The sequence below is a fragment of the Taklimakanibacter albus genome (assembly GCF_016595235.1).
Classification (GTDB): Bacteria; Pseudomonadota; Alphaproteobacteria; order Rhizobiales; family Aestuariivirgaceae; genus Taklimakanibacter; species Taklimakanibacter albus.
In genome coordinates, this window is record NZ_JAENHL010000008.1 from 316,301 (window position 1) to 337,880 (window position 21,580).

Genomic DNA, 21,580 nt, shown 5'->3' on the forward strand with positions numbered 1-21,580 from the left:
ACTATGGGGTCAGGGCTTGCGCAAATTCCTTCGCTGGACGGCCATTGCCATCCTCGGACTTGCACTTTTCATCTTCGCCAACAACACCAATCTGTGGTCGCCCGCCGATGACGGCAAGCCGACGCTGCTCGCCCATCGCGGTGTGGCACAGCGCTATTCGCCGGACGGCATCACCAACGACACCTGCACGGCAACGCGCATCTTGGCCCCTAAGAGCGAGTATCTCGAGAACACCATCGCCTCGATGAAGGCGGCCTATGCGGCGGGCGCCGACATCGTTGAGTTCGACGTCCACCCCACCACCGACGGACAATTCGCGGTCTTCCACGACTGGACGCTCGACTGCCGAACCGATGGCAAAGGCGTCACCCGCGAGCACAGCATGGCTGAGCTCAAGGCGCTCGATATCGGCTACGGCTACACCGCCGATGGCGGCAAGACCTATCCGTTCCGCGGCAAGGGCTTGGGACTCATGCCGACGCTCGATGAGGTTCTCGCGGCCTTCCCCGACAAACAGCTGATGATCAATGTGAAGAGCAATGATCCGAAAGAGGGCGAATTGCTTGCCGCGGCGCTGGCGAAGCTCGACCCTAAGCGTCGCAAGGCGTTCATCGTCTATGGCGGCGACCGGCCGGTGATGGAAGTGAAGAAGCGGCTGCCGGAGATCGCGGTGTTTTCACAGGAGTCGCTGAAAGCCTGTCTCTATCCCTATATCGCCTATGGCTGGACCGGCATCATGCCAGGCGCCTGCCGTGACACCGCTCTGCTCGTGCCGATCAATGTCGCGCCCTGGCTGTGGGGCTGGCCCAACCGCTTCCTCGACCGCATGGAAGATGCCGGCACCCAGGTCTTCGCGCTCGGCCCGATGCGCAAGGGCGACGGCACTGCCGGCGTCGACTCGCTCGAAGAGCTGGACCGGCTTCCCCAGGATTATTCGGGCGGCATCTGGACGAATGAGATCGGCCTGATTGCCGACAAGTTACGGACTGACGGTCGGCTCTGAACCGATCATCAGGCTCAGCCGGTTGACAGTCCTCCTGAATCCGATCAGTAATGGCCTCAAGAATATATTATATATTTCTAAGGCCTCTCCATGCTCATTTCGGTTCATCAGACCACCACTGGCCCCGACCTCGCCGCCAATGCCCGCTCTGTTGCCGCGGATATCGGCCGCGCCGCCGCCGCGGGAGCGAAACTTGCCTGCTTTCCCGAGGCGGTAAACATCCTGCGTGGTCACCAGCCGGATCTGCGCGAGAGCATGCCGGCCGAAGGCCATTGCCCGGTGCTCGCCGCGGCCTCGGACGCCGCCAAGGTGCACGGGCTTCATGTTCATCTGGGCTCGATCCTGATCCGGCTCGCGTCGGGCAAGATGCTCAATCGCGGCTATCTCCTGGGGCCGGACGGTGCGACGCTCGCCACCTATGACAAGATTCACCTCTTCGACGCCGATCTCGATGACGGCTCGCGGCCCGAATCGGAATTGTTCGACTGCGGCAGTGAAAGCGCCGTGATCGAAACGCCGCTTGGCAGGCTGGGACTTTCTATCTGCTTCGACCTGCGCTTCTCGCATCTCTTCGTGGCGCTCGCCGAAGCGGGCGCCGACATCATCCTGGTACCCTCCTCCTTCTCGACCGTCACCGGGCCCGTCCACTGGCTGCCGCTCCTCAAGGCGCGCGCCATCGAGACCGGCTGCTATGTGATCGCCGCGGCGCAATGCGGCGCCCATGAGCCGCCGCTCGTCACCCACGGCCACAGCGTCGCCATCTCGCCCTGGGGCGAAGTCCTGTGCCAGGCCGGCAACAGTCCTGCCATGCTGCTTTTCGAGGCCGATCTCACAGCGGTGCGCGAGGCGCGCCGGCGCATTCCGACATTGGCATTGCGCCGACCGCTGACTGTGCGAAAGATCGCAGCAACCGTTAACGCCTGAGGGAGTGCCTGAAGAATGCCATTGCCGGGTCCGGAAACCGCCAGCAGCTTCGCCAATGCGCAGGACCTAGCTTACAGCGCGATCCGCAACTGGATATTCAACGGCCCGCTCAAGCCCGGCGAGATCATCCGCGATGTCGACGTCGCCACTCTGCTCGGCATCAGCCGCACGCCGGTGCGCGAGGCGATCATCCGGCTGGCGCAGGAAGGGCTCATCGATTTCGGCAAGGGCCGCAAGACGCGGGTGAGCATTCCCAATGTGGCGCGGGCACCCGATCTCTACCGCATCGGCGGCACGCTCGACGGGCTCGCCGCCGAATGGGCGACGCCGAAGCTCACCGCCGCCCATCTCGACCAGATGCGCGCCTGCCATGCCGCGATGAATGACGAGAAGGATGCCGGGCGCCTCGTCACCCTCGATCTCGAGCTGCATGCGGTTTTCCGCGCGCTCGCCGGCGATGTGCTGAGCGGCATGCTGGAAGGCATCGAAATGGAGATCGGCCGCTTCGAGCGCCTCGCTTTCGACGACGCCGAGATCCGCAGCCTGACCTGGGGCGATCACAGTCTGATCATCGACGCCTTCGCCTCGGGCGACCCGCAGGCCGCCGCGCAAGCGGTGAAGCAGAACTGGCTCAATGCCTGGAACCGGCTCGAGCAACGGCTGCGCGCCGCCAAAGGCTGATCCCCCGAACATTTCGCTGGAAATGCGACTCACGCAACGAAACGGGCTTGCCTCATCATATGAAGTGTATAATATATTTCATACTGAACAATCACCAATAGCATCCAGCCCGGGGGAAACGTCGATGGGTTATTTCAATCATATCAATAGGCTGCGGAATATTTCGGCAATCACCGCCCTGCTGGCCTTGGGTGCGGTGCCGGCCGCCGCGGATGCGCAGAATGGCGTTCTCCGCGTCGGCACCAGCTTCAGCTGCTCATCGCTCAATCCCTATACGACGACGCAATCCTCCTGCCTCGCCGCGCTGAGACTCATGTATCCCTCGCTCGGCCAGGCTTCCGGCAGCGAGGTCCTGCCCGATCTCGCCACGTCCTGGAGTAGCGACGACAAGGGCGCGGTCTGGACCTTCAAGCTCAAGACCGGCCAATGGAGTGACGGCAAGCCGCTCACCGCCAAGGATGCCGCCTTCACCTTCAACATGCTGCTCAAGCATGTGAACGGGCCGACGGCGCGGCGCGCCCGCGCCATCGCCAATGTCGAGAAAGCGGAAGCCGCCGACGACCAGACGCTGGTCATCACCTTCAAGCAGCCCACGTCCAATGCAGTCGGTCGCCTGGCGCAGATCCTGATCGTGCCGGAGCATGTCTGGGCGCCGCTGGCCGAAGGCGACGGCACCAAGATCGCCACTTTCCCCAATGACGAGCCGGTGGTTGGCGGCCCCTTCAAGCTCGCCCGCTTCGCCGCCGACCAGGTCATTCTGCTTGAAGCCAATGGCGATTATTTCGGCGCCGCCCCGGCGCTCAAGGGCGTCGGCATCCAGTTCTTCACCGACTCGACCTCGATGGTGCAGGCGCTCGTCAACAAGCAGCTCGATCTCGTGACGCCACTGCCCGTCACCTCCGTCGAGGCGGTCAAGAAAGCTGGCATCACCGTCGCCAGCTATCCGGGCCTGCGCTTCCACAGCTGGCTGTTCAACAGCTCGGAGAACCAGAAGGCGTTCCCCGAAATCCGTGACATCAAGCTGCGCCAGGCCTTCGCCCATGCGATCGACCGCAAGAAGATCGCCGAGGTCGCTTACCTGGGCTTCGCCACGCCGGGCGACTCGATGGTGCCGAAGGTCACCGGCGACTGGTCCAATCCGAAGATCGTGCCGGAGACATTCGACCTCGATCTCGCCAACAAGCTGCTCGATGAAGCGGGCTACGCCAAGGGCGCCGATGGCTGGCGCACCACCAATGGCCGCAAGATGAGCTACAAGGTGCTGATTCCCGCCAATGTCGAGGGCGCCGAAGGCCTGCGCGCGCTCGAGATCGTCACTGCCGACTTCAAGCAGATCGGCGTCGAGCTCATCACCGAGCAGAGCGACAACGCCACCATCGCCGCGGCGATCACCGGCCCCGACAATACATTCGCCGACTCCACCATCGCGCAATGGGGCTGGATCCCGCAAATGGATCCGGACTTCATCCTCTCGGTGGTGCTGTGCAGCCAGATCGGCGGCCTCTCCGAGACGGCCTATTGCAACAAGGACTATGACGCGCTCTATGACGCGCAGGCCAAGGAAGTCGATCTCGAGAAGCGCAAGCAGACCGTGTGGCAGATGCAGGAGATCTTGGAGCGCGACCGCCCCTATATCGTCACGGTCCAGCAGAACAATGTCGAGGCCTACGCGCGGGGCTGGTCGGGCTTCATCGAGAATCCGATCGGCTTCCTCGATTACACCTCCAACCGGCCCTTCATGAGCATGAAGCCGGGCAATTGAAGGATCTGCCGCTTGCACTCCTCTAGCCGGGCTTTTGCGTTCATCCGATGACCAGCCGTTCGCGCTATCTTCTCGGCAAGATCGGCATCGCGATCTTCGGCATCTTCGCCACGCTGACGCTCAACTTCTTCCTGTTCCGGGTGCTACCGGGCGATGCGATCTCCAGCATGGCCCGGGTACCCGGCGGATCCGTCGAGCTCAAGGAAGCGCTGATGCGCCAGTTCGGCCTCGATAAGCCGCTATGGGGCCAATATCTCGACTACCTGGTGCAACTCGCGCAGGGCAATCTCGGCGTCTCCTATTCCTCGCTGCGCCCGGTGACCGACGAGGTTCTGCGGGCGCTCGGCAATACTGTGCCGATGACATTGCTCGGCATCCTCATCGCCATCCTGGTCGGCGTCACCAGCGGCATCATCGCCGCCTGGAAACATGACACCGCGATCGACAACGCCATCTCCAATATCGCCACCGTCGTCTATTCGGCGCCGACGCAATGGATCGCCATCATGCTGGTGCTGGCCTTCGCCAGCTATCTGCCGGTCTCGGGCGCATCCGATCCCTTCGCCTTCGCCAACGACTTCTGGTCGATCCTCGCCGATCGCGTGAAACACATGATCCTGCCGTCGTTGACGCTGGCGCTTGCCACCTTCGGTCAATACACGCTCGTCACGCGCTCGGCCGTTCTCGCCACGCTGGGAGAAGACTATGTCAGCGCCGCCAAGGCGCAAGGCTATCCGGTCAGCCGCATCCTCGCTTACCAAGCGCTGCCCAATGCGCTGGTGCCGATCGTGACGCTCATCGCGCTCTCCGCCGGTACCGTCATCGGCGGCTCGGTCGTGGTCGAGACGGCGTTTTCGTGGCCGGGCATCGGGCGCGCGATGTATGATGCCATCGTGCAGCGCGATTATCCGATGCTGCAGGGCGCGCTTCTTGTCGTCACCATCGTGGTGATTCTGGTCAATCTCCTGGCCGATCTCGTCAATATGAAGTTCGACCCGAGGATCGTCGAATGAAGTTCAAAGCGGCGATCACGATCCTAGGTCTGTTTTTTCTGGCCGCCCTCTCGGGACCGTTGTTCGGGATCGATCCAGGGCCGATCGATGTCCAACACATCTTCGCGGCACCTTCGGCGCAGAACTGGCTCGGCAGCGATGATGCCGGGCGCGATGTGCTGATCCAGCTGGTGATCGGCGCCTTGCCGTCGCTGGTCATGGGGTTGTCGGCCGCGGCCGTCGCCATTCTGATCGGCGGCACGGTCGGCATCCTCGCCGGCTATTCGCGCGGCTGGCTCGATCTCGTGCTGCTGCGCATCATGGATTATTTCATCGTCGTGCCGGCTTTGCCCTTCGCCATGGTGATCACCGCCATCTGGGGACCGGGTCTCGGCCACATGATCGTGGTGATCGGCATTCTCCTGTGGTCGACCACGGCACGCGTGGTGCGCGCGCAAGTCAAATCCGGACGCGAGCGGCTCTATGTGCAACGTGCCCGGGCGTTGGGCGCCAGCCATCTTCATATATTGACGCGCCATATCCTGCCGCAGGTATTGCCGCTCATCGGCACCACCGGCTCGCTCGCGGTGGCACTCGCCATCCTCACCCAGGCGGCGCTCGAATTCTTCGGCCTCGCCGGCACCGGCGTGCTCTCCTGGGGCACGATGATCCGCTTCGCCTTCCAGCGCGATGCGATGCTGAACGATGCTTGGTGGATGGTCGTGCCGCCCGGCCTCTGCATATGCCTCGTCATCACCGCTTGCTATTGGCTGGCGCAGAGCCTCGAACAAAGATTCAATCCGCGTCTCCACACCACCGACCTGCGCATCCGCTCCTTCGCCTTGCGCGCCCCAGCAACGGAGAAACCGTGATGCCGGTGATCGAGGTCGAGAGGCTCAATGTGTGGATGCAGGCGGGCGACGGCCGCATCATCCACGCCGTCAAGAATGCCAATCTTTCGCTCGGCAATGGCGGGCAATTGGCGATCATCGGGGAATCGGGCAGCGGCAAGTCCACCTTACTGATGGCGCTGCTCGGCCTCCTGCCGCCCAATGCCAGCGTATCGGGGCGCGTCGTCGTCAATGGCGTCGACGTGCTCGAAGGTCCGGAAGCAGCGCTCGCCGGATTGCGCTGGCGCGAGGTGGCCATGGTGTTCCAGGCCTCATCGAACCCGCTCAGTCCGGTCCATATGATCGGCCAGCAACTGACGCGGCTCCTCGTCTTTCACGGCTTCGACCCGAAGCGTGCCAAGGCCCGCATGCGCGAGCTTCTCGACATGGTGCGCCTGCCCACCGCGTGCGAACAACTCTATCCGCATCAGCTGTCGGGCGGCATGCGTCAGCGCGTCGTCATCGCCTTCGCCCTCGCCTGCCGACCGAAGATCCTGCTCGCCGATGAGCCGACCACGGCGCTCGATCCGATCGTCCAGGCCGAGATCATCGAGCTGATCCTGGCGCTACGCCAGTCGCTCGATCTGGCGCTCGTATTGGTCAGCCATGATCTGGCGCTGGTCGGGCGCATGCAGGGCGATCTCGCGGTGATGCTGGCAGGAGAGATCGTCGAATATGGACCGGTCAACCAGCTGATGACGAAACCCACGCACGAGCACTTACGCACGCTGCTCGCCGCCTTGCCGGATTTCGGTCTGGTGGAGGAACCGGCATGAGCGCCCTTCTCGAACTCAAATCCGTGCGGGTGGAATTCGCGGCGCGCGGCCTCTTCGGCGAAGGCCCACGGGTCGTCGCCGTCGATGATGCGAACCTTATTGTCGGGCGCGGCGAGATCGTGGCGCTGATCGGCGCCTCGGGCTCCGGCAAGACGACGACAATGCGCGCCGCCCTCGGGCTGCAGCCCATCGATGCGGGCGAGATCCTGCTGTCCGGTCAGGCCCTGAACAAGATGGCGGGGGGCGCGCTCAAGGATCTGCGCCGGCGCGTGCAGCTCATCTTTCAGGACCCGACCGAGGCGCTCAATCCGCGCATGACGGTCGATGAGATCATGCGCGAAGGCCTGAGCATCCACCACATCGGCGCCAACGCCGCGGAACGACGTCAGATGATCGATGCGGCTCTGGGCTTCGTTGGCCTCAGCCCGCCCGGCGACTTCCTCGCCCGCCATCCACACAGACTCTCAGGCGGCCAGCGCCAGCGCGTCGCCATCGCCGCTTCCCTCGCTCTCTCGCCTGATCTGCTCATCGCCGATGAGCCGGTCTCGATGCTCGATCCGTCGATCCGGGCCGGCATTCTCGATCTCTTCGCCAGATTACGCGCCGAGCGCCAGATGAGCACGCTGATGGTGACGCATGATCTGCCATCCGCCTACCATCTCGCCGACCGCGTCTATGTGATGAACAACGGCCGCATCGTCGAGCACGGGGCGACGCGGACAGTCTTCCAGGCGCCGCGCCACGACTACACAAAAACATTGATCCGGGCGGCAAGCGGACGGCCCGTCGCATGACGATCAGCCGTCCGCATCCCGTCCGCGTCCCGGCCGCCGCGCATCAGTTCGTCTTCGACCCCGATGCCGTGCCCGCTCTCCATATCCGCTCCGGCGACACGATCCTGGTCGAGACGCTCGATTGTTTCTCGGGGCGCCTCACTGCCGAGAGTCCGCCCCTGCGGGACGACCAAGATGTGCTCGACCACATCGGCGGGCGCTACAATCCGGTGAACCGACCGATCTTCGTCACCGAGGCCGAACCCGGCGATGTGCTCGCGGTCGACATCATCGACATCGCGCTGGGCGCCCGGCAAGGCTTTGCGGTGACCCATGTGGCGGATGACTGGGCGCGTCAGTTCGGCGGCGAGGATTTTGCCGGCAGCGTTGCGCCGGCGACGGTCATCGCCCGGCTCGATGGCGGCACAATTATGCTGCCACTCGATGGCGGACTCATCGCTTGTCCCGCACGGCCGATGATCGGCACCATAGGAACAGCGCCAGCTCAATCGATCAGCTCGCTCCTCTACGGTGCATCGCATGGCGGCAATCTCGATTGCCCGCTCATCCGTCCCGGCGCGACCGTGCATCTCCCCGTCAATGTGCCGGGTGCGCTGCTCTCTTTGGGCGATGTCCATGCCTTGATGGGCGACGGCGAGATCACCGGCACCGCGCTCGAAACCAGCGCCGATGTCACGATCCGGGTGCGAGTGGAGAAGAACCGCCGCATCTCGCTTGCGACGCCCCGTTTGAGCGACGACGATTGCCTGGGCTCACTCGGCTGCGCGGCGCGTGGGAGTCTCCAGACCAATATCCAGATCGCTGTCCGCGACCTGGCCCTCAGCCTGGAGCAGGCCTGCGGACTCTCACCGGGCGATGCGCTTCAGCTCTTCAATCTCTTCGGTCGGATCACCGTCAACCAGGCCGTCGGCAGCGATGCGGATGGCTGGTCAAGCGTTCTGGCGCATATTGCCAGAAGCGATCTCGACCGCGTGCTGTCCGCTATTTCGCCAGCGCCGGCATCGCGGCATTCATGAAGCCGCGATAGAGTGTCCGCGCATTGGCGATGAAGCCCGGCATCAAAGGCTCCGCTTCCTTGGCCAGAGCCTGCAATGCGCTAGGGCCGCGCACCTTGGCAAGCGCCTCTTCATAGGCCGGTACCTTGCCCCAGTCGGGTATGGTCGAAGCTTCGAGCTCGACATGATACTGCATCGAATAAGTGTGGCGACCGATGCGCATCGCCTGGATCGCACAAACATCGGAGCGCGCCAGGATGACCGCATCCTCGGGCGCCTGGGCCACCTTCACACTGTGCCACTGCAGAGCCTTCATCCGGTGCGGCAGGCCTGAGAAGACCGGATCGCTCTTGCCGGCCTCAGTGAGCTCGATATCGAGAATACCGACTTCCGGCGGTCGCTGCGGTCCGCAGGTGCCGCCCAGCGCGTCGGCAAGCAGCTGATGGCCGAGGCACACGCCGAGGAATGGCCGTTTCAATTCCCGCACCCATTTGCGGATGGCGCGTTTCTCAGGGATGAGCCAGGGATGCTCCTCGACATCCCACACATCCATCGGCCCACCCATGACCCAGAGCATATCATAGGCCTCGAGCGGTGGGATGGCGTCGCCCTCGTCGAGCTCGGCGGCATCCCAGCTGATGCCGTCTTCCTTCAGAAAGCTACGCAGAACCGCCGGATGTTCACAAGCGAGATGCTGGAAGACGAGGAGTTTCATGCCCAATCCCTGGCGCTCGAATAGCGATGACGGGTGCAGTCTATCGGGAAAGCCGCCCAGCGCAAATCATTTGACGCTGACCTTATGGCGGTCGATCGCCGCGAGATCGGTGACGTAGTTGCCGTCACGATCAATGCCACTCCGGATCTCGCGTCGCATCTCGAGGTCATGACGTTTCCGGAACTCGGCCAATTCCTCGCGCGGATCGATTCCCATCCTCGCGACCAAGTCCATATTGGGCCCCCCCACTGGTCGGGTGTGGACAACAGGGCTCTCATCGATCACCGCGATCCCACGCTCGGGATAGCCCAGCAATTTAGGAAACAGCAGATCCTGGCCCCAGGAGCTGGCCGTCGCGCCAAAATAGGGGGCACAAAGATCGAGCGCCTTGCGCGAAAAACACGCGGCCATGACCTCGACAAAACTCGTATAACGCAACCGCATATGGGGGCGGCGCACGGTGATCTGATGCGAAATATATGAGCCTTCGTCCAGAGCCGGTTGCGCCAGATCGAGATCATATTGGGCTACGATCTCGAAGAAGCGATTGATCGTCGGCAGATCTACGGACAGATCGTCATCGGGCAACCAGAACCAGTCATAGTGGTCGATCCGGCTTCCGAGCTTCTCCAGACACTCCGCCGTGCCGATCGCTTTGGTGCCCTTCTCGAAAGACAAGGTGATGTCGGAGGCCCGGTGGCGATAAGGCCGCCGCAGGTCCCCGAAATAGCTGATATGCAAATCCCAATTGCGCTTCTGCGACGGCGGTTGCACCAGCCATTGGGGATGCAGGGATTCATCACCAGCACGCACAATGACAAGAACGCGCCGTTCACTTGCACTCATATCGTCTCTCTGGATTGATCCTGTGGCGAGAGACGAACCATAGACACAAAACAGACAGTTTCAATAGAGATTGGCGCGGGCGATCCTCTTGCTGTCACCGAACATCGCGGAGGGCTTGAGGCGCGCATGAACGACGTAGCGCAATGGCCCGCCGAGCTGGCCGTCGAGAGGCCAGCAGGTGGCGAGTGCCAGATTGTAGCCCGGCGCACCGGCATCGATCTTCGACTGGTCCCAACGCACGATTTCGGCGCCTGTCATCTCATAGGTGAAGGTGATGCCATCATCGCGGGTGACCTTGATCTCGTCGCCTACTTTAAGATCGCCCAGGAAGCTGAAATGCGTATCGCGATGCGCGGCGAAAACTGCCGTGCCGCGCTCGCCGGGCCTGGGTGTCTGCGCGAGGTGACCGGGGCCGAAGGCCAGCGCCTGGCCGCTGCCGCCGGCAAGCGCAATCGCCGATGCCTGAAGACGCGGCACCGCAATGCGCGCCACCGGCCAGGTATCGGCCCAGTTCCAGGGTTTGACCGGTTTGCTGGTGGCAACGCTCTCCCCGAAAGCGCGGTCGAGCAGGATCTGCGCCAATCCCGCCTTGGCCTTGATCCACAGGCCCTCGCCGAGAAGACCGATGCCGAGAACGGCGCAGAGAAGAGAAAGGACCAGGAAGAGCCTCGGAATGGCCTTGCGGGTTTCAGCTTCGCTCCCCTCCCCGGACTTTCGCCCGGTGAGGGAGAGCGAGCCGATCGCCGTCCGTATTCCGTTCTCTTCGGCGGCCGCCTTCGCCATCCGATGGTGCAGCTCCTCGCGAGCCTTGCGGGCGCGGCGCGAGCGCCGCATCCAGAAGACCGGCATCTGGTCGATCCCGCTTCTCATGCGAGCCTCGCGCGCCGGCTGAGGAGTGCGAAGAGGATCGCCAGGAGCGACAGCAGCGCACCCAACAGCATCAGCAGCTCCGAGGGAGTCGCCGTCTGCGGCAGGTCGACCGTCTTCACCGCATTTGCATCATGGCTTACCGGCGTCTTGTTCATCGCAATCAGCGTGACATCGAGCTTGGCGTCGCGCTGGAGGATGTCCGGCGCCTGCTCCTTACCGAACACCTTGTCATAATCCCAGCCGGCCGGGAGATTGAGCGGGATATCGGCCCGGCTCAGCTTCTCGCCCGGCTGGCGCGACGGCGTTTTATCGACCGCGACGAGGCTCGACACACGGCTCACCAGATGGTGCTCGAGGGCGAGCGCCAGGATGCGCTTGTCGGCCTCGCCGGGCGTGATCGTGCCCATGGTCTGCGCCACCTCGGCGTCGTCGATCTTGCGCCGCGCCCAGAGCTTGGCGATGCCGGCGCCAGGCTCGGCCTTGGCGAGCGGCAGGCTTACCTGCCAGTCACGTCCGGCAATCTTGGCGGTGAGCGTCAAGCTGCCTTTGCGCTCCGGCATCTTCATCAGGAAGAGCACAGGTTCGCCCTGATAGATATCGGGCAGCATGGCGGGTGTCACTTCCGCCGAAGTCTGGTCGAAACGCGCCTTGAGGTTTGTCACGGCGGGATTTTCGAGCTTGGCGAAGAGCTCGCGCATGCGATCCTCGACCTGGCCGCCCTCGCCGATCATCGCATAGCTGCCACGGCCGAGCTCGGCGGCACGCGTCATCAGATAGGAGTTGGGCGCAGACCCGATGCCCACCATGAAGACGCGCGAGCGGCCGCGCATGGCGCTCAATATGTCGAACATCTCCTGCTCATTGGCGATGGCGCCGTCGGTGATGAACACCACCTGGCGGAGCGTGCCCTCATCATCGGGCCGCGCATCGCGCAGGGCGGCGCGCAAGGGCGGGATCATCTCGGTGCCGCCCGATGCTTCGAGACGGCCGACGAAATTCTTCGCCGTCTCGACGTTGTCGCGGTTCGCCGTGACGGTGTCGGGAAAAAGAATATCCATCGTGTCGTCGAAACGGATGACATTGAACCGGTCGGCGGGATCGAGCCGGCCCAGCGCATAGAGAAGGCTTGCCTTCGCCTGCGACATCGACGGACCACCCATCGAGCCCGAATTGTCGATGACGAAGACGACATCACGCGGCATGCGCTTCTCGTTCGTCGTCGCGGCAGGCGGCGTCACATAAGCGAGCGCATAGTCGGTGCCGTTCACTCTTTCGCTGAACAGGCCGATTTCGGGGGCCGCCCCTTGTGCCGGCGTCCAGGTAAGCTCGAAGTCGCGATCGGCGAATTCGGAGCGCGCCAGCGCGATCACCTTGCCGCCTTCGGGCGCCGCTTCGGCCGTCACATCGTGGAAGGAGCTTGTGACCTCGCCCAGCGCGAAGCCAGGATTGAGATGCACGGTGAGCGTCAAAGGATTGACGGGAACCGACTTGCGCGGGTCGAGCACCGGCGGCGTGATCCGGTCGCGATCCGGAATGCTGTCCCTGACGGTGTAATACTGTGCGTTCTCCGACAGCACGACCTTCGGATCGGGCACATAACGAGGGGCCACGACAGTCGGCACGCGGAGAGAGAATATGCCGCCCGACTGCGCCACCGCTTCCTGATATTCAATCTGGATGACGATGGTCTCGCCGGGACCGATATTGGCGACCTGGTTGGTGAAGACATTGGCGCGCTCCTGGTCGAGGAGCGCCGCCTTCTGGCCCTTGGCTTTCGCCTCCTCATAGATCTGCTTGGCTTCCTGGCGCTCCTTGATGTCGCCGACGATCACCCGGTCGCCGATCACCATCTTGAGCGTATCGACGGCAGCCTTCTCCGACAGTGGGAACACATAGGTGCCTTCGATCCAGCCATTGGTGGGATTCCTGAATTTCTGGGTAACGCGCGTCCGGGCGATCGGTCCGGTCACGGTGATGTCGAAATCGGTGGCGACCCGGGGCGCCTCGACATATTTTCCAGGCTCGCTGGTAGTGAGCAGCAAGGCGCCGGTGCCCATTTGCGAGGGCGTGACGAGGCCGGCGCCGGCACTGAGTGTCATGGCGATGACACCCAGCAGGGTCAGCAACAATCGGTACATGATGATTTCCGCTCCATAACGGCCCGCCCGATCCCGGGTGGTCCGTGGCTCCATCATGTGGGGCCGGTCGAGGCTGCGCCGCGAGCGGGCAATCCGCCATTCTTCCGTCGCGTCTTGCCGCTACGCGGCAGAGCTTGCCTTGTTTTGGACAGGTCCTTGTGGAAATGTATGGATTTGTACGGCCCTCTTCCCCTTAAGGCTCCATCCGCCCGATGACCGACCAGACCCTCTCGGCTGAAGAAAACGACGCCGTGGCGGATATGGTGCGCGAGGCGCTCGCCCGCCGCCGCATCACAAGGCAATATCTCGCCGATCAGGCCAAGATCAGCCTCTCGACACTAGAGAAGGCGCTGTCGGGGCAACGCCCCTTCACGCTCGCCAGCATCGTCAGGCTCGAAGCGGCGCTGGGCCTCACCCTCAGGCGGGCGACACCCGCCAAGCTCGCGGCCGCATCACGCTTCACCGGCATCGCGCCGGAAGATCTCGGCTCCTATGCGCGACCGGCGGTGTCATGGATCGAGGGCGACTACGTGACGATCCGCCCCTCTTTCTCCAATCCCGATTCCATCTACGCCTATCTGACCTGCATCGCGTGGAACGAGGAAAAGTCGCATCTCACCTTCAAGGAGAGCGAGCGGGTCGATGCCGCCTTCACTCAGGACGGCAATGTGTCGATCCCGCATCAGTCGGGCTATATCTATCTCATCACCAACAAGCTCGGGCAATATCGCTTCGTCATCATCTCGCGTCCCACCATCGCGGGCGAAATGTTCGGCATATTGACGACGCTGCAGTCCGGCCGCGGCATGCATCTGACTCCGGTTGCGACGCCGATCATCCTGGTTCCAGCCAAGACGCTCGGCGGCAATCCCGCTTATGGCCGCGTCGAGAAGGGCCATTCGTTTTATGCCAAATACAAGGCCTATGTGACACGCGCCTTGGAAGAGCCCTTCGCGCTTTTCGTCGCGAAGTGATCGTTCAACTCCAGCCGACGAGCTCCAGCAGCCAGTGCAGGCCATAGGCGAGGCCGCCCGCCGCCGGGAAGGTCAGGATCCAGGCCCAGACGATGCGCTCGATCACCGTCCATTTGAGGGCGCGTGAAGACTTGGCGAAGCCGACGCCCATGATCGCCGTCGAGATGCTGTGGGTGGTCGAGACCGGCATGCCGAAATGCGCCGCCACGGTGAGGATCGTCGCCGAGCTCGTCTCGGCGGCGAAGCCATGGATCGGATGCAGCTTCACCATCTTGTGGCCGAGCGTCTTGATGATGCGCCAGCCGCCGGCCGCGGTGCCCGCCGCCATCACCAGCGCGCAGGAGACGATGATCCAGCTGTCGATGCCGTCCTTGCCGGGATCGGGCTCGAGGAAACGCGCCCATTCCGGCAGGCCTTGCAGCGCACCGGCGCTCTCCGCGCCCAGCAGAGCGAGCGCGATGATACCCATGGTCTTCTGCGCGTCATTGCGGCCATGGGCGAGTCCCATATAGGCGGCAGAAGCAAGCTGCGCCTTGCCGAAGAAGGCATTGACCCAGACCGGTCGCGCTAGCCGCCCCAGCAGGCCACCGGCTTTCGCCATGCCGGCGATGAGCGCCCACAGACCCACCATCATGATGATGCCGAGCGTGAAGCCCGCTACCGGCGACGTCACCATGGGCAGCAGCACTTTCCACAGGAGGCCTTCGTTCTTCGTCCAGTCGCCGACTGTCTTGGACCAGATGAGCGCGCCCCAGTTGTTGTCGGCGGCGGCCAAGGCGGCGCCGCACAGGCCACCGATCAGCGCATGCGAGGAGGACGACGGAAGGCCGCGCCACCAGGTGAAGAGATTCCAGATGATGCCGCCCAGAAGCGCGCAGAGAATCACCTGCAAGCTGACATTGACGACGCCGGTGTCGACCAGGCCCGAGGAGATGGTCTTGGCCACCGCCGTGCCCCAGAAGGCGCCGATCAGATTGGTGACGGCCGCCAGCATGATGGCCTGGGCCGGCGACAGGACTTTGGTGGCGACCACGGTGGCGATGGAATTGGCCGTGTCGTGGAAGCCGTTGATGAATTCGAAGACCAGCGCCATCAGCACGACGGTCAGAACGAGGATCAGCATGGGGGCGCCGTCAGCTGTTCTTCAACGCGACCTGATAGACGATGGCGCCCGCGTCGCGGCAGCGGTCGATCGCCTTCTCCAGGATCTCGAAGAATTCCTTGAGCAGGAACATGCGGGCGCCGTCGAGGTCACCCGAATAGAGCTCGCGATAGAGCTCGAGCAGCAGGCGATCGGCCTCGGTCTCGATCGCATGTAGACGGTCGTCGAGCGACTTGATCGTCTCGAGCTTGAGCTTCGGCAATTCCCGCACCATGTCGAGGACGATCTGCGTCGCCTTCTCCAGCATGGCGGCGCGTGGCGCGAAATCGACACCTTCGAGCCGGTGAGCCGCAAAGGTATAGCGGTCGGCGAAGCGCTCGACCTGCTTGGAGATCTTGTAGAGCGCCACACGCAGCTCCTCGATGTCCTCGCGCTCGATGGGCGTGATGAAGCTGTCGACCAGCGCCTGGCTGATCCGGTTCGTCGCTTCCCGCTGGTGGTGGCGGGCGAGCTTGATCGCATCCAGGCTCTTGTCGCCCGAGGCAGGGTCCAGCATCTCGTGCAGGGCCTTGGCGCTGTCATGAGCCGATACGGCGGCGGCGTCCAGGAGCTCATAGAACTGCTTGCCGGAGCCGAAGATCGTCTGAAGGGAGAACATCGCTAAGTCCTTACACCAGGAAATTGTGGGGTCATTGGCCGTCCTTACTTGGCGTCGGTGAGCTTGAACAGCACGAAGCGCGTGGGTTCCACGTCTTTCTTCGTCCGATCGGTGACGATAAGGAAGAGGCTGCCGGTGAGGCGGGCCAACCCCTCGAAATTGTCAATCAGGAGGGGATCGGGGGTGGCCGACAGGTCGGGGGCGGCGCATTGACCGCCGGCCGCGCAGACCGCCAGATCGAGATAGCGCAGATGCGCCGCGCGGGCGCCGTCGGCCCCTTCCGTGCGCTCCAGCACCAGGAGATTGCCGTCAGCCATGGTCTCGATCGCCTTGATCCGGCCATCGGGCTGGGCCGCCTCGAAACCCCAGGTCGCGCCGTCGCCCGCATAGATCTTGTGCAGCGTCTCGGGCTCACCACGCAAGGGCCGTTCCGGCGCCGTCAGCACGCCATGGGTATTGTCGAAGGCGACGGATTCGAGCCGGCTGTTCTTCTTGGCGTAGTTCTTGGCATCCGCCAGGGGGCCCGGCAGCGTGATGTCCGCGATCCATTGGCCTTGCGGCGTGAAGCGCGCGATGGCCGGCCCGTCCTCGAAGGCGACCAGCAGCTCGCTGTTGCCCGGTTTGCCGTCGTCGCCATTGAGCGCCGCCAGCCCCTCGGCATTGGTGACCGTCTTGCCGGCCGCCGGCGCCGCCAGGGGCGCCGAGAAGACATGCTCGATGCCGCTGATCCTGTCGCCTTCCAGCTGGAGGCGGAACTGATGCAGGACGCCGCCGTCGGAGACCGCATAGAGAAGCTTCTCATCCGCGTCCCAGGCGAGGCCCGAGAGCTCATTGACCAGAACGCCGTTCTTGCCGGTCGCGGGGATTTCCGTTTTGCCCAGCACCTCCAGCTTCGGCTCGGCGCCGGCCGGCGACGTCACGACAAGAGCAGCCAGCGCGAGCCCGCCCATGATCATTTTGTACTTAGCGTTCATTGCAACAACTCCAGTTCGGGCCGAGCGGCCGGTTTCAGGCATGTCAGACCGGGGCTCGCGAGCTTGCGCAAGGCCGGCAGGAAGCGGTTCTTCTTGGTATCGCGATTGAGCAACGCGGTCGCGGCGCAGTATTTCGAGCAATGATTGGTCGGATGCTGGTGCAACATCCGCAGCACCCGGTCGGCGAGACCATTGCCGCGCGCCGACTTCGTCTCGAGAATGAACTGGTCGTCGTCGACCGCGTAATAGGAGCCCAGATCATAGAAACGCAGTCGACTGTCGATCGTCATGCGCTCGCCGCCCTCCTTCGCCACCAGTGTCAAGCGGACATAACGCATGTCGATCACGCGCTGCAGCTCATAGGGAAAACACTCGCCATAGAGAGCACGATAGACGTGATGCACGAAGGCAAGCGCCTCGTCATCCAGCCGGCCGAATTTCTCCGGCGCGTAAGGCAGTCTTTTCTTCACCGTCACGCCGCGTTTGTCCTTGAGCTTCACCTCGACGAAGCACAGCGCCGCATCGAGATATTTACGGATGCGCACTTTCACCCGCCGGCGGCGCCCCTGATGGTGATCGAAATAGCTGCGCCGGTCATGGTCGTCGAAGTAGCAGGTCTCGTAGGTGAAGGCGCGGCGGCCGGCGATCTCGAGGATGTCGAAGTGCCGGGCGAGCTCGGCGGCGGCAGACTGCAGCACGGCGCGCTTCACCACATATTTGTTGTCGAGTCGTTCCAGCATTTCCGCCCGGGCGTTGAGCGTGGCAAGGCTGATCGGATCGAAGCCCTGCCCCAGTGAGAGGTCAGCGTGTGCGATAATAGACATTGAGCCTCGCCATTTCGGTGATGTAGTCGAGCTGAAGCACTTGGTAGGACAGGACCGCGACGCCGAGGCGCTCCGACAACTCGGCGCGCATCGCAGCGGGATCCGCCAGCAGATCGGTGTTGATCTTGTCGAGCGTGACCTTTGCGCCCGAGACTGATTGCAGAATCTTCGGGTGGTCGATGACGTAGGCGCCGGCGAGAACGAAGCTCACCGCCAATGCTGCGAATGGCACCGTCGTTCCTTGTACGGAAGTGATGACCGCGATGGCGACGGCGCCGAAGAAATACGTCATCTCGGTCTTGCTCAGAGGCTCGGAACGCAAGGTGAAGAGCGCCAGGATGGCGAACAGGCCGAAGCCCGCGGCCACGCTGAAATTCACCGAGGAGAGGATGGTCAGGACCGCGAAAATGAAGACATTGAACAACGCCGCTGCGGTAACCAGCTCCTTGTCGCGATAGCGGCGATAATAAAGCCCAAAGACGAGCACACTCATCCCGACGAGATTCAATCCTATCCTGACCGCCTGCGATAGAACCGGATCCTGAAGGATCTGTTGAAGCGAGGACATGGACATTCGAACTCCTATTCTTTCTCACGCGTTTCAGCCGCGCGAGGAGAAGAACGGAGCATTCAGGGTTCTATTCCCGGCCATTCGCCGATTATGACGACCGGATGACATTTATTTAAAGAGGCATGCCGCGGGAATGACGCGGATATTTCCGCCGAGGCCCGGCATAACCCAGGGTCATTCCGACCGTTTCCGGATTGAAACGGTCGGAATAGGAAGGGCTATTCAGCGTCCGATGGCCGCCAGGATGCGCACCCAGCTTCTGATGCCGCGATGGAAGCTGGTGAGATTGTATTTCTCGTTCGGGCTGTGCAGCGCGTCGTCATTGAGGCCGAAACCGACCAGCACGCTGTCCATGCCGAGAATGTCCTTGAAATAGCGCACGATCGGGATCGAGCCGCCCGAGCCGATGAGGGCCGTGTCGCGCTTCCATTCCTCCTTCAGCCCCTGGGCGGTCTTGCGGATCAAGGGCGAGGTTTCGGCGATCTCGGTCGCCGGGCTTCCCGAGCCATAGGCGGCGAACTCGATCTTGCAGTCCTTCGGCACCTCGGCCTTGGCGAAGGCGCGGAACGCCTTCAGGATCTTCTGGGGATTCTGCTTGCCGACGAGGCGGAAGGTCAGCTTGGCATGGGCCTCGGAGGGAATAACCGTCTTGGTGCCGGCCCCGTTATAGCCGCCCCATATGCCATTCACCTCAGCGGTCGGGCGCGCCCAGACCTGCTCCAGCACGCCCTTTCCTTTCTCCCCCGCCGGCACCGACAAGCCGACTTCCTTCAAGAACTTCTTGTCCGAGAAATTGAGCTTGCCCCACTGCGCCTTCATCTCCTTGGGAAGATCGCTGACGCCGTCATAGAATCCCGGAATGGTGACCCTGCCGTTCTTGTCATGGAGCTTCGACAAAAGCTTCGAGAGAACACGCAGTGGGTTGGCGGCAGGACCGCCATAGGCGCCGGAATGAAGATCGACGCGAGGCCCGGTGATGGTGATCTCGTCCTTGACCATGCCGCGCAGCCTGGTGGTGATGGCCGGCGTCTTCGCGTCCCACATATTCGTGTCGCAGACGAAAGCGGCGTCGCAGGCGAGCTCGGCCTTGTTCTCCTTCAGGAACGGAATGAGGCTCGGCGAGCCCGATTCCTCCTCGCCCTCGATCAGAATAGTCGCCTTGATCGGCAGCGTTCCGGTCGCGGTGATCCAGGCCCGCATCGCCTCGACGAAGGTCAGAAGCTGGCCCTTGTCGTCGGCGGTGCCGCGGCCATAGAGGCGCACCACCCCGTCCTTGCCGGTACGTTTCTGGGGCTCAAAGGGCGGCGTGGTCCATTTGTCGAGGGGGTCGGGCGGCTGGACGTCGTAATGGCCGTAGAAAAGAAAATGCGGCAGCTTGGCAGAAGCGTCCTTAGGCTCGAAATGCGCCACCACCATGGGATGGCCGGGCGTATCGCGCAGCGAGGCGGAGAAGCCGAGGGCGGAAAGATCAGCAACGATGCGCTCGCCGGCGCGCCGGCAATCCGCCTTGTAGGCCGGGTCGGTCGAGATCGAGGGAATGCGGACGAGATCGAACAAGCGGTCGAGACTCTGGTCGAGCGCCCGGTCGGCGGCGCCGAGGACGGCATTGATGTCGGTCATGATTTGGGACGCTCCTGTTGGTCGGCGAGGCCGGCAATGATGCGGGCCCAGCTCCTGATGCCTTTGCGGAAACTCGTGACGTCATATTTCTCGTTCGGGCTGTGGGCACCGTCATCCTCACGCCCGAAGCCGATCAGCAGGCTGTCCACTTTGAGCAGCGACTTGAAGGTGCCGACGACAGGGATCGAGGCGCCCTCCGCCATAAGCACCGGCGCACGGCCCCATTCCTGCTTGAGGGCGTTCTGTGCCAGGCGCACCCAGGGGCTCGTCTCGGCCACCGTCACGGCCATCGAGTCGCCCCCTTCCGACTTGTAGCGGACCTTGCAATCAGCCGGCAGCCGCGCCTTGACGAACTGGCGCAAGCCTTTGCGGATCTGGGCCGGGGTCTGGCGGCCGACCAGACGGAAAGTGAGCTTGGCCATCGCCTCGGCGGGCAGCACCGTCTTGGAGCCCGCCCCGGTATAGCCCGAATAGATGCCGTTGATCTCGGCGGTGGGCCGACTCCAGATCTGCTCATAGACCGCATAGCCCTTCTCACCGGCCGGGATCGAAAGGCCGACGCCCTTCAGATATTTCTTCGCGGGGAAGTTGAGCGACTTCCATTGCCGGCGGGTCGAGGCCGGCACCGGGTCGACGCCATCATAAAAACCCGGCAGCGTCACCTTGCCATTGCCGTCATGCAACTCGCCGAGGATCTTGGTCAGGACCCTGATGGGGTTGCGCGCGGCGCCGCCATAATAGCCCGAATGCAGGTCCTTGGAGGGGCCCGAAATGACGATCTCCTCGGCGATGCAGCCGCGCAGCCGGGTGATGATGGCCGGCGTCTTGGCGTCCCACATGCCGGTGTCGCAGATGAAGACGACGTCGGATTTGAGCTTGGCGCGATTCTCGGCGACATAGCGGTCGAGATGGGTCGAATCGCCCTCCTCGTCACCTTCGAGCAGCACGGTGAGATGAAACGGCAAGCCGCCTTTGGCCTTGATCCAGGCCCGGCTGGCCTCCAGGAAGGTCATCAGTTGGCCCTTGTCGTCAACGGCTCCGCGGGCAAAAATGCGCTCCTCACCATCCGTACCCTTGCGCAGTTGAGGCTCGAACGGCGGGCTCTCCCACAAGTCCAACGGGTCGGGTGGCTGAACATCGTAATGCCCGTAGAACAGGATGCGAGGCGCATGGGACGGCAAGCCCTTGGGCGCATATTCAGCCACGACGACCGGCTGGCCGGTGGTCTTGTCCAGGCGCGCCTTGAAGCCCATTTCGGCGAGAAGCCGCTTGAGCCATGCCGCCGCGTCACGGCAGGCGCCGTGATAGGCCGGGTCGGTGCCGACCGAAGGGTAACGGAGCAGCTCGAAAAGGCGCGCGACACTTTCATCCAGGGCGCCGTCGATGCCCTGCAAAACATCTTCAATATTCTTCATCTACAAAACCTGAAGGCCAATTTTCCAAAGCGGGATACCATGCAGTCTCTCATGCG

The 21,580-nt window shown here is 63.2% G+C and carries 21 protein-coding genes; 10 read left to right on the top strand and 11 right to left on the bottom strand.

Annotated elements, in window-relative coordinates; genetic code table 11:
* Positions 1-16 precede the first annotated feature (16 nt).
* From JHL16_RS24410 to JHL16_RS24450, 9 genes are all read left to right on the top strand, one after another.
* Complete coding sequence (locus tag JHL16_RS24410) at positions 17-1,003, top strand: glycerophosphodiester phosphodiesterase family protein (protein ID WP_246771154.1); 987 nt, start codon at positions 17-19, stop codon at positions 1,001-1,003.
* 90 nt (positions 1,004-1,093) lie between these two features.
* On the top strand, positions 1,094-1,927 hold the full coding sequence (locus JHL16_RS24415; RefSeq protein WP_200187510.1) for a nitrilase-related carbon-nitrogen hydrolase: 834 nt from the start codon (positions 1,094-1,096) through the stop codon (positions 1,925-1,927).
* Positions 1,928-1,942: 15 nt separating this feature from the next.
* Positions 1,943-2,608: a GntR family transcriptional regulator gene (locus JHL16_RS24420; protein ID WP_200187511.1), complete on the top strand. Its 666-nt coding sequence runs from the start codon at positions 1,943-1,945 to the stop codon at positions 2,606-2,608.
* Between the two features lie 124 nt (positions 2,609-2,732).
* Positions 2,733-4,370, top strand: a complete 1,638-nt coding sequence (locus tag JHL16_RS24425; RefSeq protein ID WP_200187512.1) for an ABC transporter substrate-binding protein — start codon at positions 2,733-2,735, stop codon at positions 4,368-4,370.
* Positions 4,371-4,417: 47 nt separating this feature from the next.
* The gene (locus tag JHL16_RS24430; RefSeq protein WP_200187513.1) at positions 4,418-5,383 is read left to right on the top strand and encodes an ABC transporter permease; all 966 of its coding nucleotides are present in this window, start codon (positions 4,418-4,420) and stop codon (positions 5,381-5,383) included.
* Complete coding sequence (locus tag JHL16_RS24435; protein ID WP_200187514.1) at positions 5,380-6,234, top strand: ABC transporter permease; 855 nt, start codon at positions 5,380-5,382, stop codon at positions 6,232-6,234. The genes JHL16_RS24430 and JHL16_RS24435 overlap by 4 nt, the downstream gene beginning before the upstream one ends.
* Positions 6,234-7,028, top strand: coding sequence for an ABC transporter ATP-binding protein (locus JHL16_RS24440; RefSeq protein WP_200187515.1), 795 nt, complete (start codon positions 6,234-6,236; stop codon positions 7,026-7,028). The genes JHL16_RS24435 and JHL16_RS24440 overlap by 1 nt, the downstream gene beginning before the upstream one ends.
* Entirely contained in the window at positions 7,025-7,822 is a 798-nt protein-coding gene (locus tag JHL16_RS24445; protein ID WP_200187516.1) for an ABC transporter ATP-binding protein, read from the top strand. The genes JHL16_RS24440 and JHL16_RS24445 overlap by 4 nt, the downstream gene beginning before the upstream one ends.
* Positions 7,819-8,838, top strand: a complete 1,020-nt coding sequence (locus JHL16_RS24450; protein WP_200187517.1) for an acetamidase/formamidase family protein — start codon at positions 7,819-7,821, stop codon at positions 8,836-8,838. Before JHL16_RS24445 ends, JHL16_RS24450 begins: the two co-directional genes overlap by 4 nt.
* Here the strand turns inward: JHL16_RS24450 and JHL16_RS24455 are convergent.
* The 4 genes from JHL16_RS24455 to JHL16_RS24470 form a co-directional block, all read right to left on the bottom strand.
* Entirely contained in the window at positions 8,804-9,532 is a 729-nt protein-coding gene (locus tag JHL16_RS24455) for a type 1 glutamine amidotransferase (RefSeq protein ID WP_200187518.1), read from the bottom strand. The two genes, JHL16_RS24450 and JHL16_RS24455, sit on opposite strands and share 35 nt — an antisense overlap.
* A gap of 66 nt (positions 9,533-9,598) precedes the next feature.
* A complete protein-coding gene (locus JHL16_RS24460) occupies positions 9,599-10,378 on the bottom strand; it encodes a DUF707 domain-containing protein (RefSeq protein WP_200187519.1) in 780 nt (259 codons plus the stop codon).
* Positions 10,379-10,438: 60 nt separating this feature from the next.
* The gene (locus JHL16_RS24465) at positions 10,439-11,053 is read right to left on the bottom strand and encodes a class GN sortase (protein WP_420884584.1); all 615 of its coding nucleotides are present in this window, start codon (positions 11,051-11,053) and stop codon (positions 10,439-10,441) included.
* Positions 11,054-11,244: 191 nt separating this feature from the next.
* Entirely contained in the window at positions 11,245-13,386 is a 2,142-nt protein-coding gene (locus JHL16_RS24470; protein ID WP_246771155.1) for a marine proteobacterial sortase target protein, read from the bottom strand.
* A gap of 212 nt (positions 13,387-13,598) precedes the next feature.
* Between JHL16_RS24470 and JHL16_RS24475 the strand changes: the two genes are divergently transcribed.
* The gene (locus JHL16_RS24475; protein WP_200187521.1) at positions 13,599-14,360 is read left to right on the top strand and encodes a helix-turn-helix domain-containing protein; all 762 of its coding nucleotides are present in this window, start codon (positions 13,599-13,601) and stop codon (positions 14,358-14,360) included.
* A gap of 4 nt (positions 14,361-14,364) precedes the next feature.
* Here JHL16_RS24475 and JHL16_RS24480 read toward each other — a convergent pair whose 3' ends face one another.
* From JHL16_RS24480 to JHL16_RS24510, 7 genes are all read right to left on the bottom strand, one after another.
* Positions 14,365-15,483, bottom strand: a complete 1,119-nt coding sequence (locus JHL16_RS24480; protein ID WP_200187522.1) for an inorganic phosphate transporter — start codon at positions 15,481-15,483, stop codon at positions 14,365-14,367.
* A 10-nt stretch (positions 15,484-15,493) separates the two neighbouring features.
* A complete protein-coding gene (locus JHL16_RS24485) occupies positions 15,494-16,120 on the bottom strand; it encodes a DUF47 domain-containing protein (RefSeq protein ID WP_200187523.1) in 627 nt (208 codons plus the stop codon).
* 44 nt (positions 16,121-16,164) lie between these two features.
* A complete protein-coding gene (locus JHL16_RS24490) occupies positions 16,165-17,094 on the bottom strand; it encodes an esterase-like activity of phytase family protein (protein WP_246771156.1) in 930 nt (309 codons plus the stop codon).
* Positions 17,091-17,918 (bottom strand): polyphosphate polymerase domain-containing protein, encoded by an 828-nt coding sequence (locus tag JHL16_RS24495; RefSeq protein ID WP_200187524.1) that lies wholly within the window; start codon positions 17,916-17,918, stop codon positions 17,091-17,093. The genes JHL16_RS24490 and JHL16_RS24495 overlap by 4 nt, the downstream gene beginning before the upstream one ends.
* Positions 17,896-18,486 (bottom strand): DUF4956 domain-containing protein, encoded by a 591-nt coding sequence (locus JHL16_RS24500; protein ID WP_200187525.1) that lies wholly within the window; start codon positions 18,484-18,486, stop codon positions 17,896-17,898. The genes JHL16_RS24495 and JHL16_RS24500 overlap by 23 nt, the downstream gene beginning before the upstream one ends.
* A 225-nt stretch (positions 18,487-18,711) precedes the next feature.
* Positions 18,712-20,109 (bottom strand): M20/M25/M40 family metallo-hydrolase, encoded by a 1,398-nt coding sequence (locus JHL16_RS24505; protein ID WP_200187526.1) that lies wholly within the window; start codon positions 20,107-20,109, stop codon positions 18,712-18,714.
* Positions 20,106-21,524, bottom strand: a complete 1,419-nt coding sequence (locus JHL16_RS24510; protein ID WP_200187527.1) for a M20/M25/M40 family metallo-hydrolase — start codon at positions 21,522-21,524, stop codon at positions 20,106-20,108. Before JHL16_RS24510 ends, JHL16_RS24505 begins: the two co-directional genes overlap by 4 nt.
* Positions 21,525-21,580 lie beyond the last annotated feature (56 nt).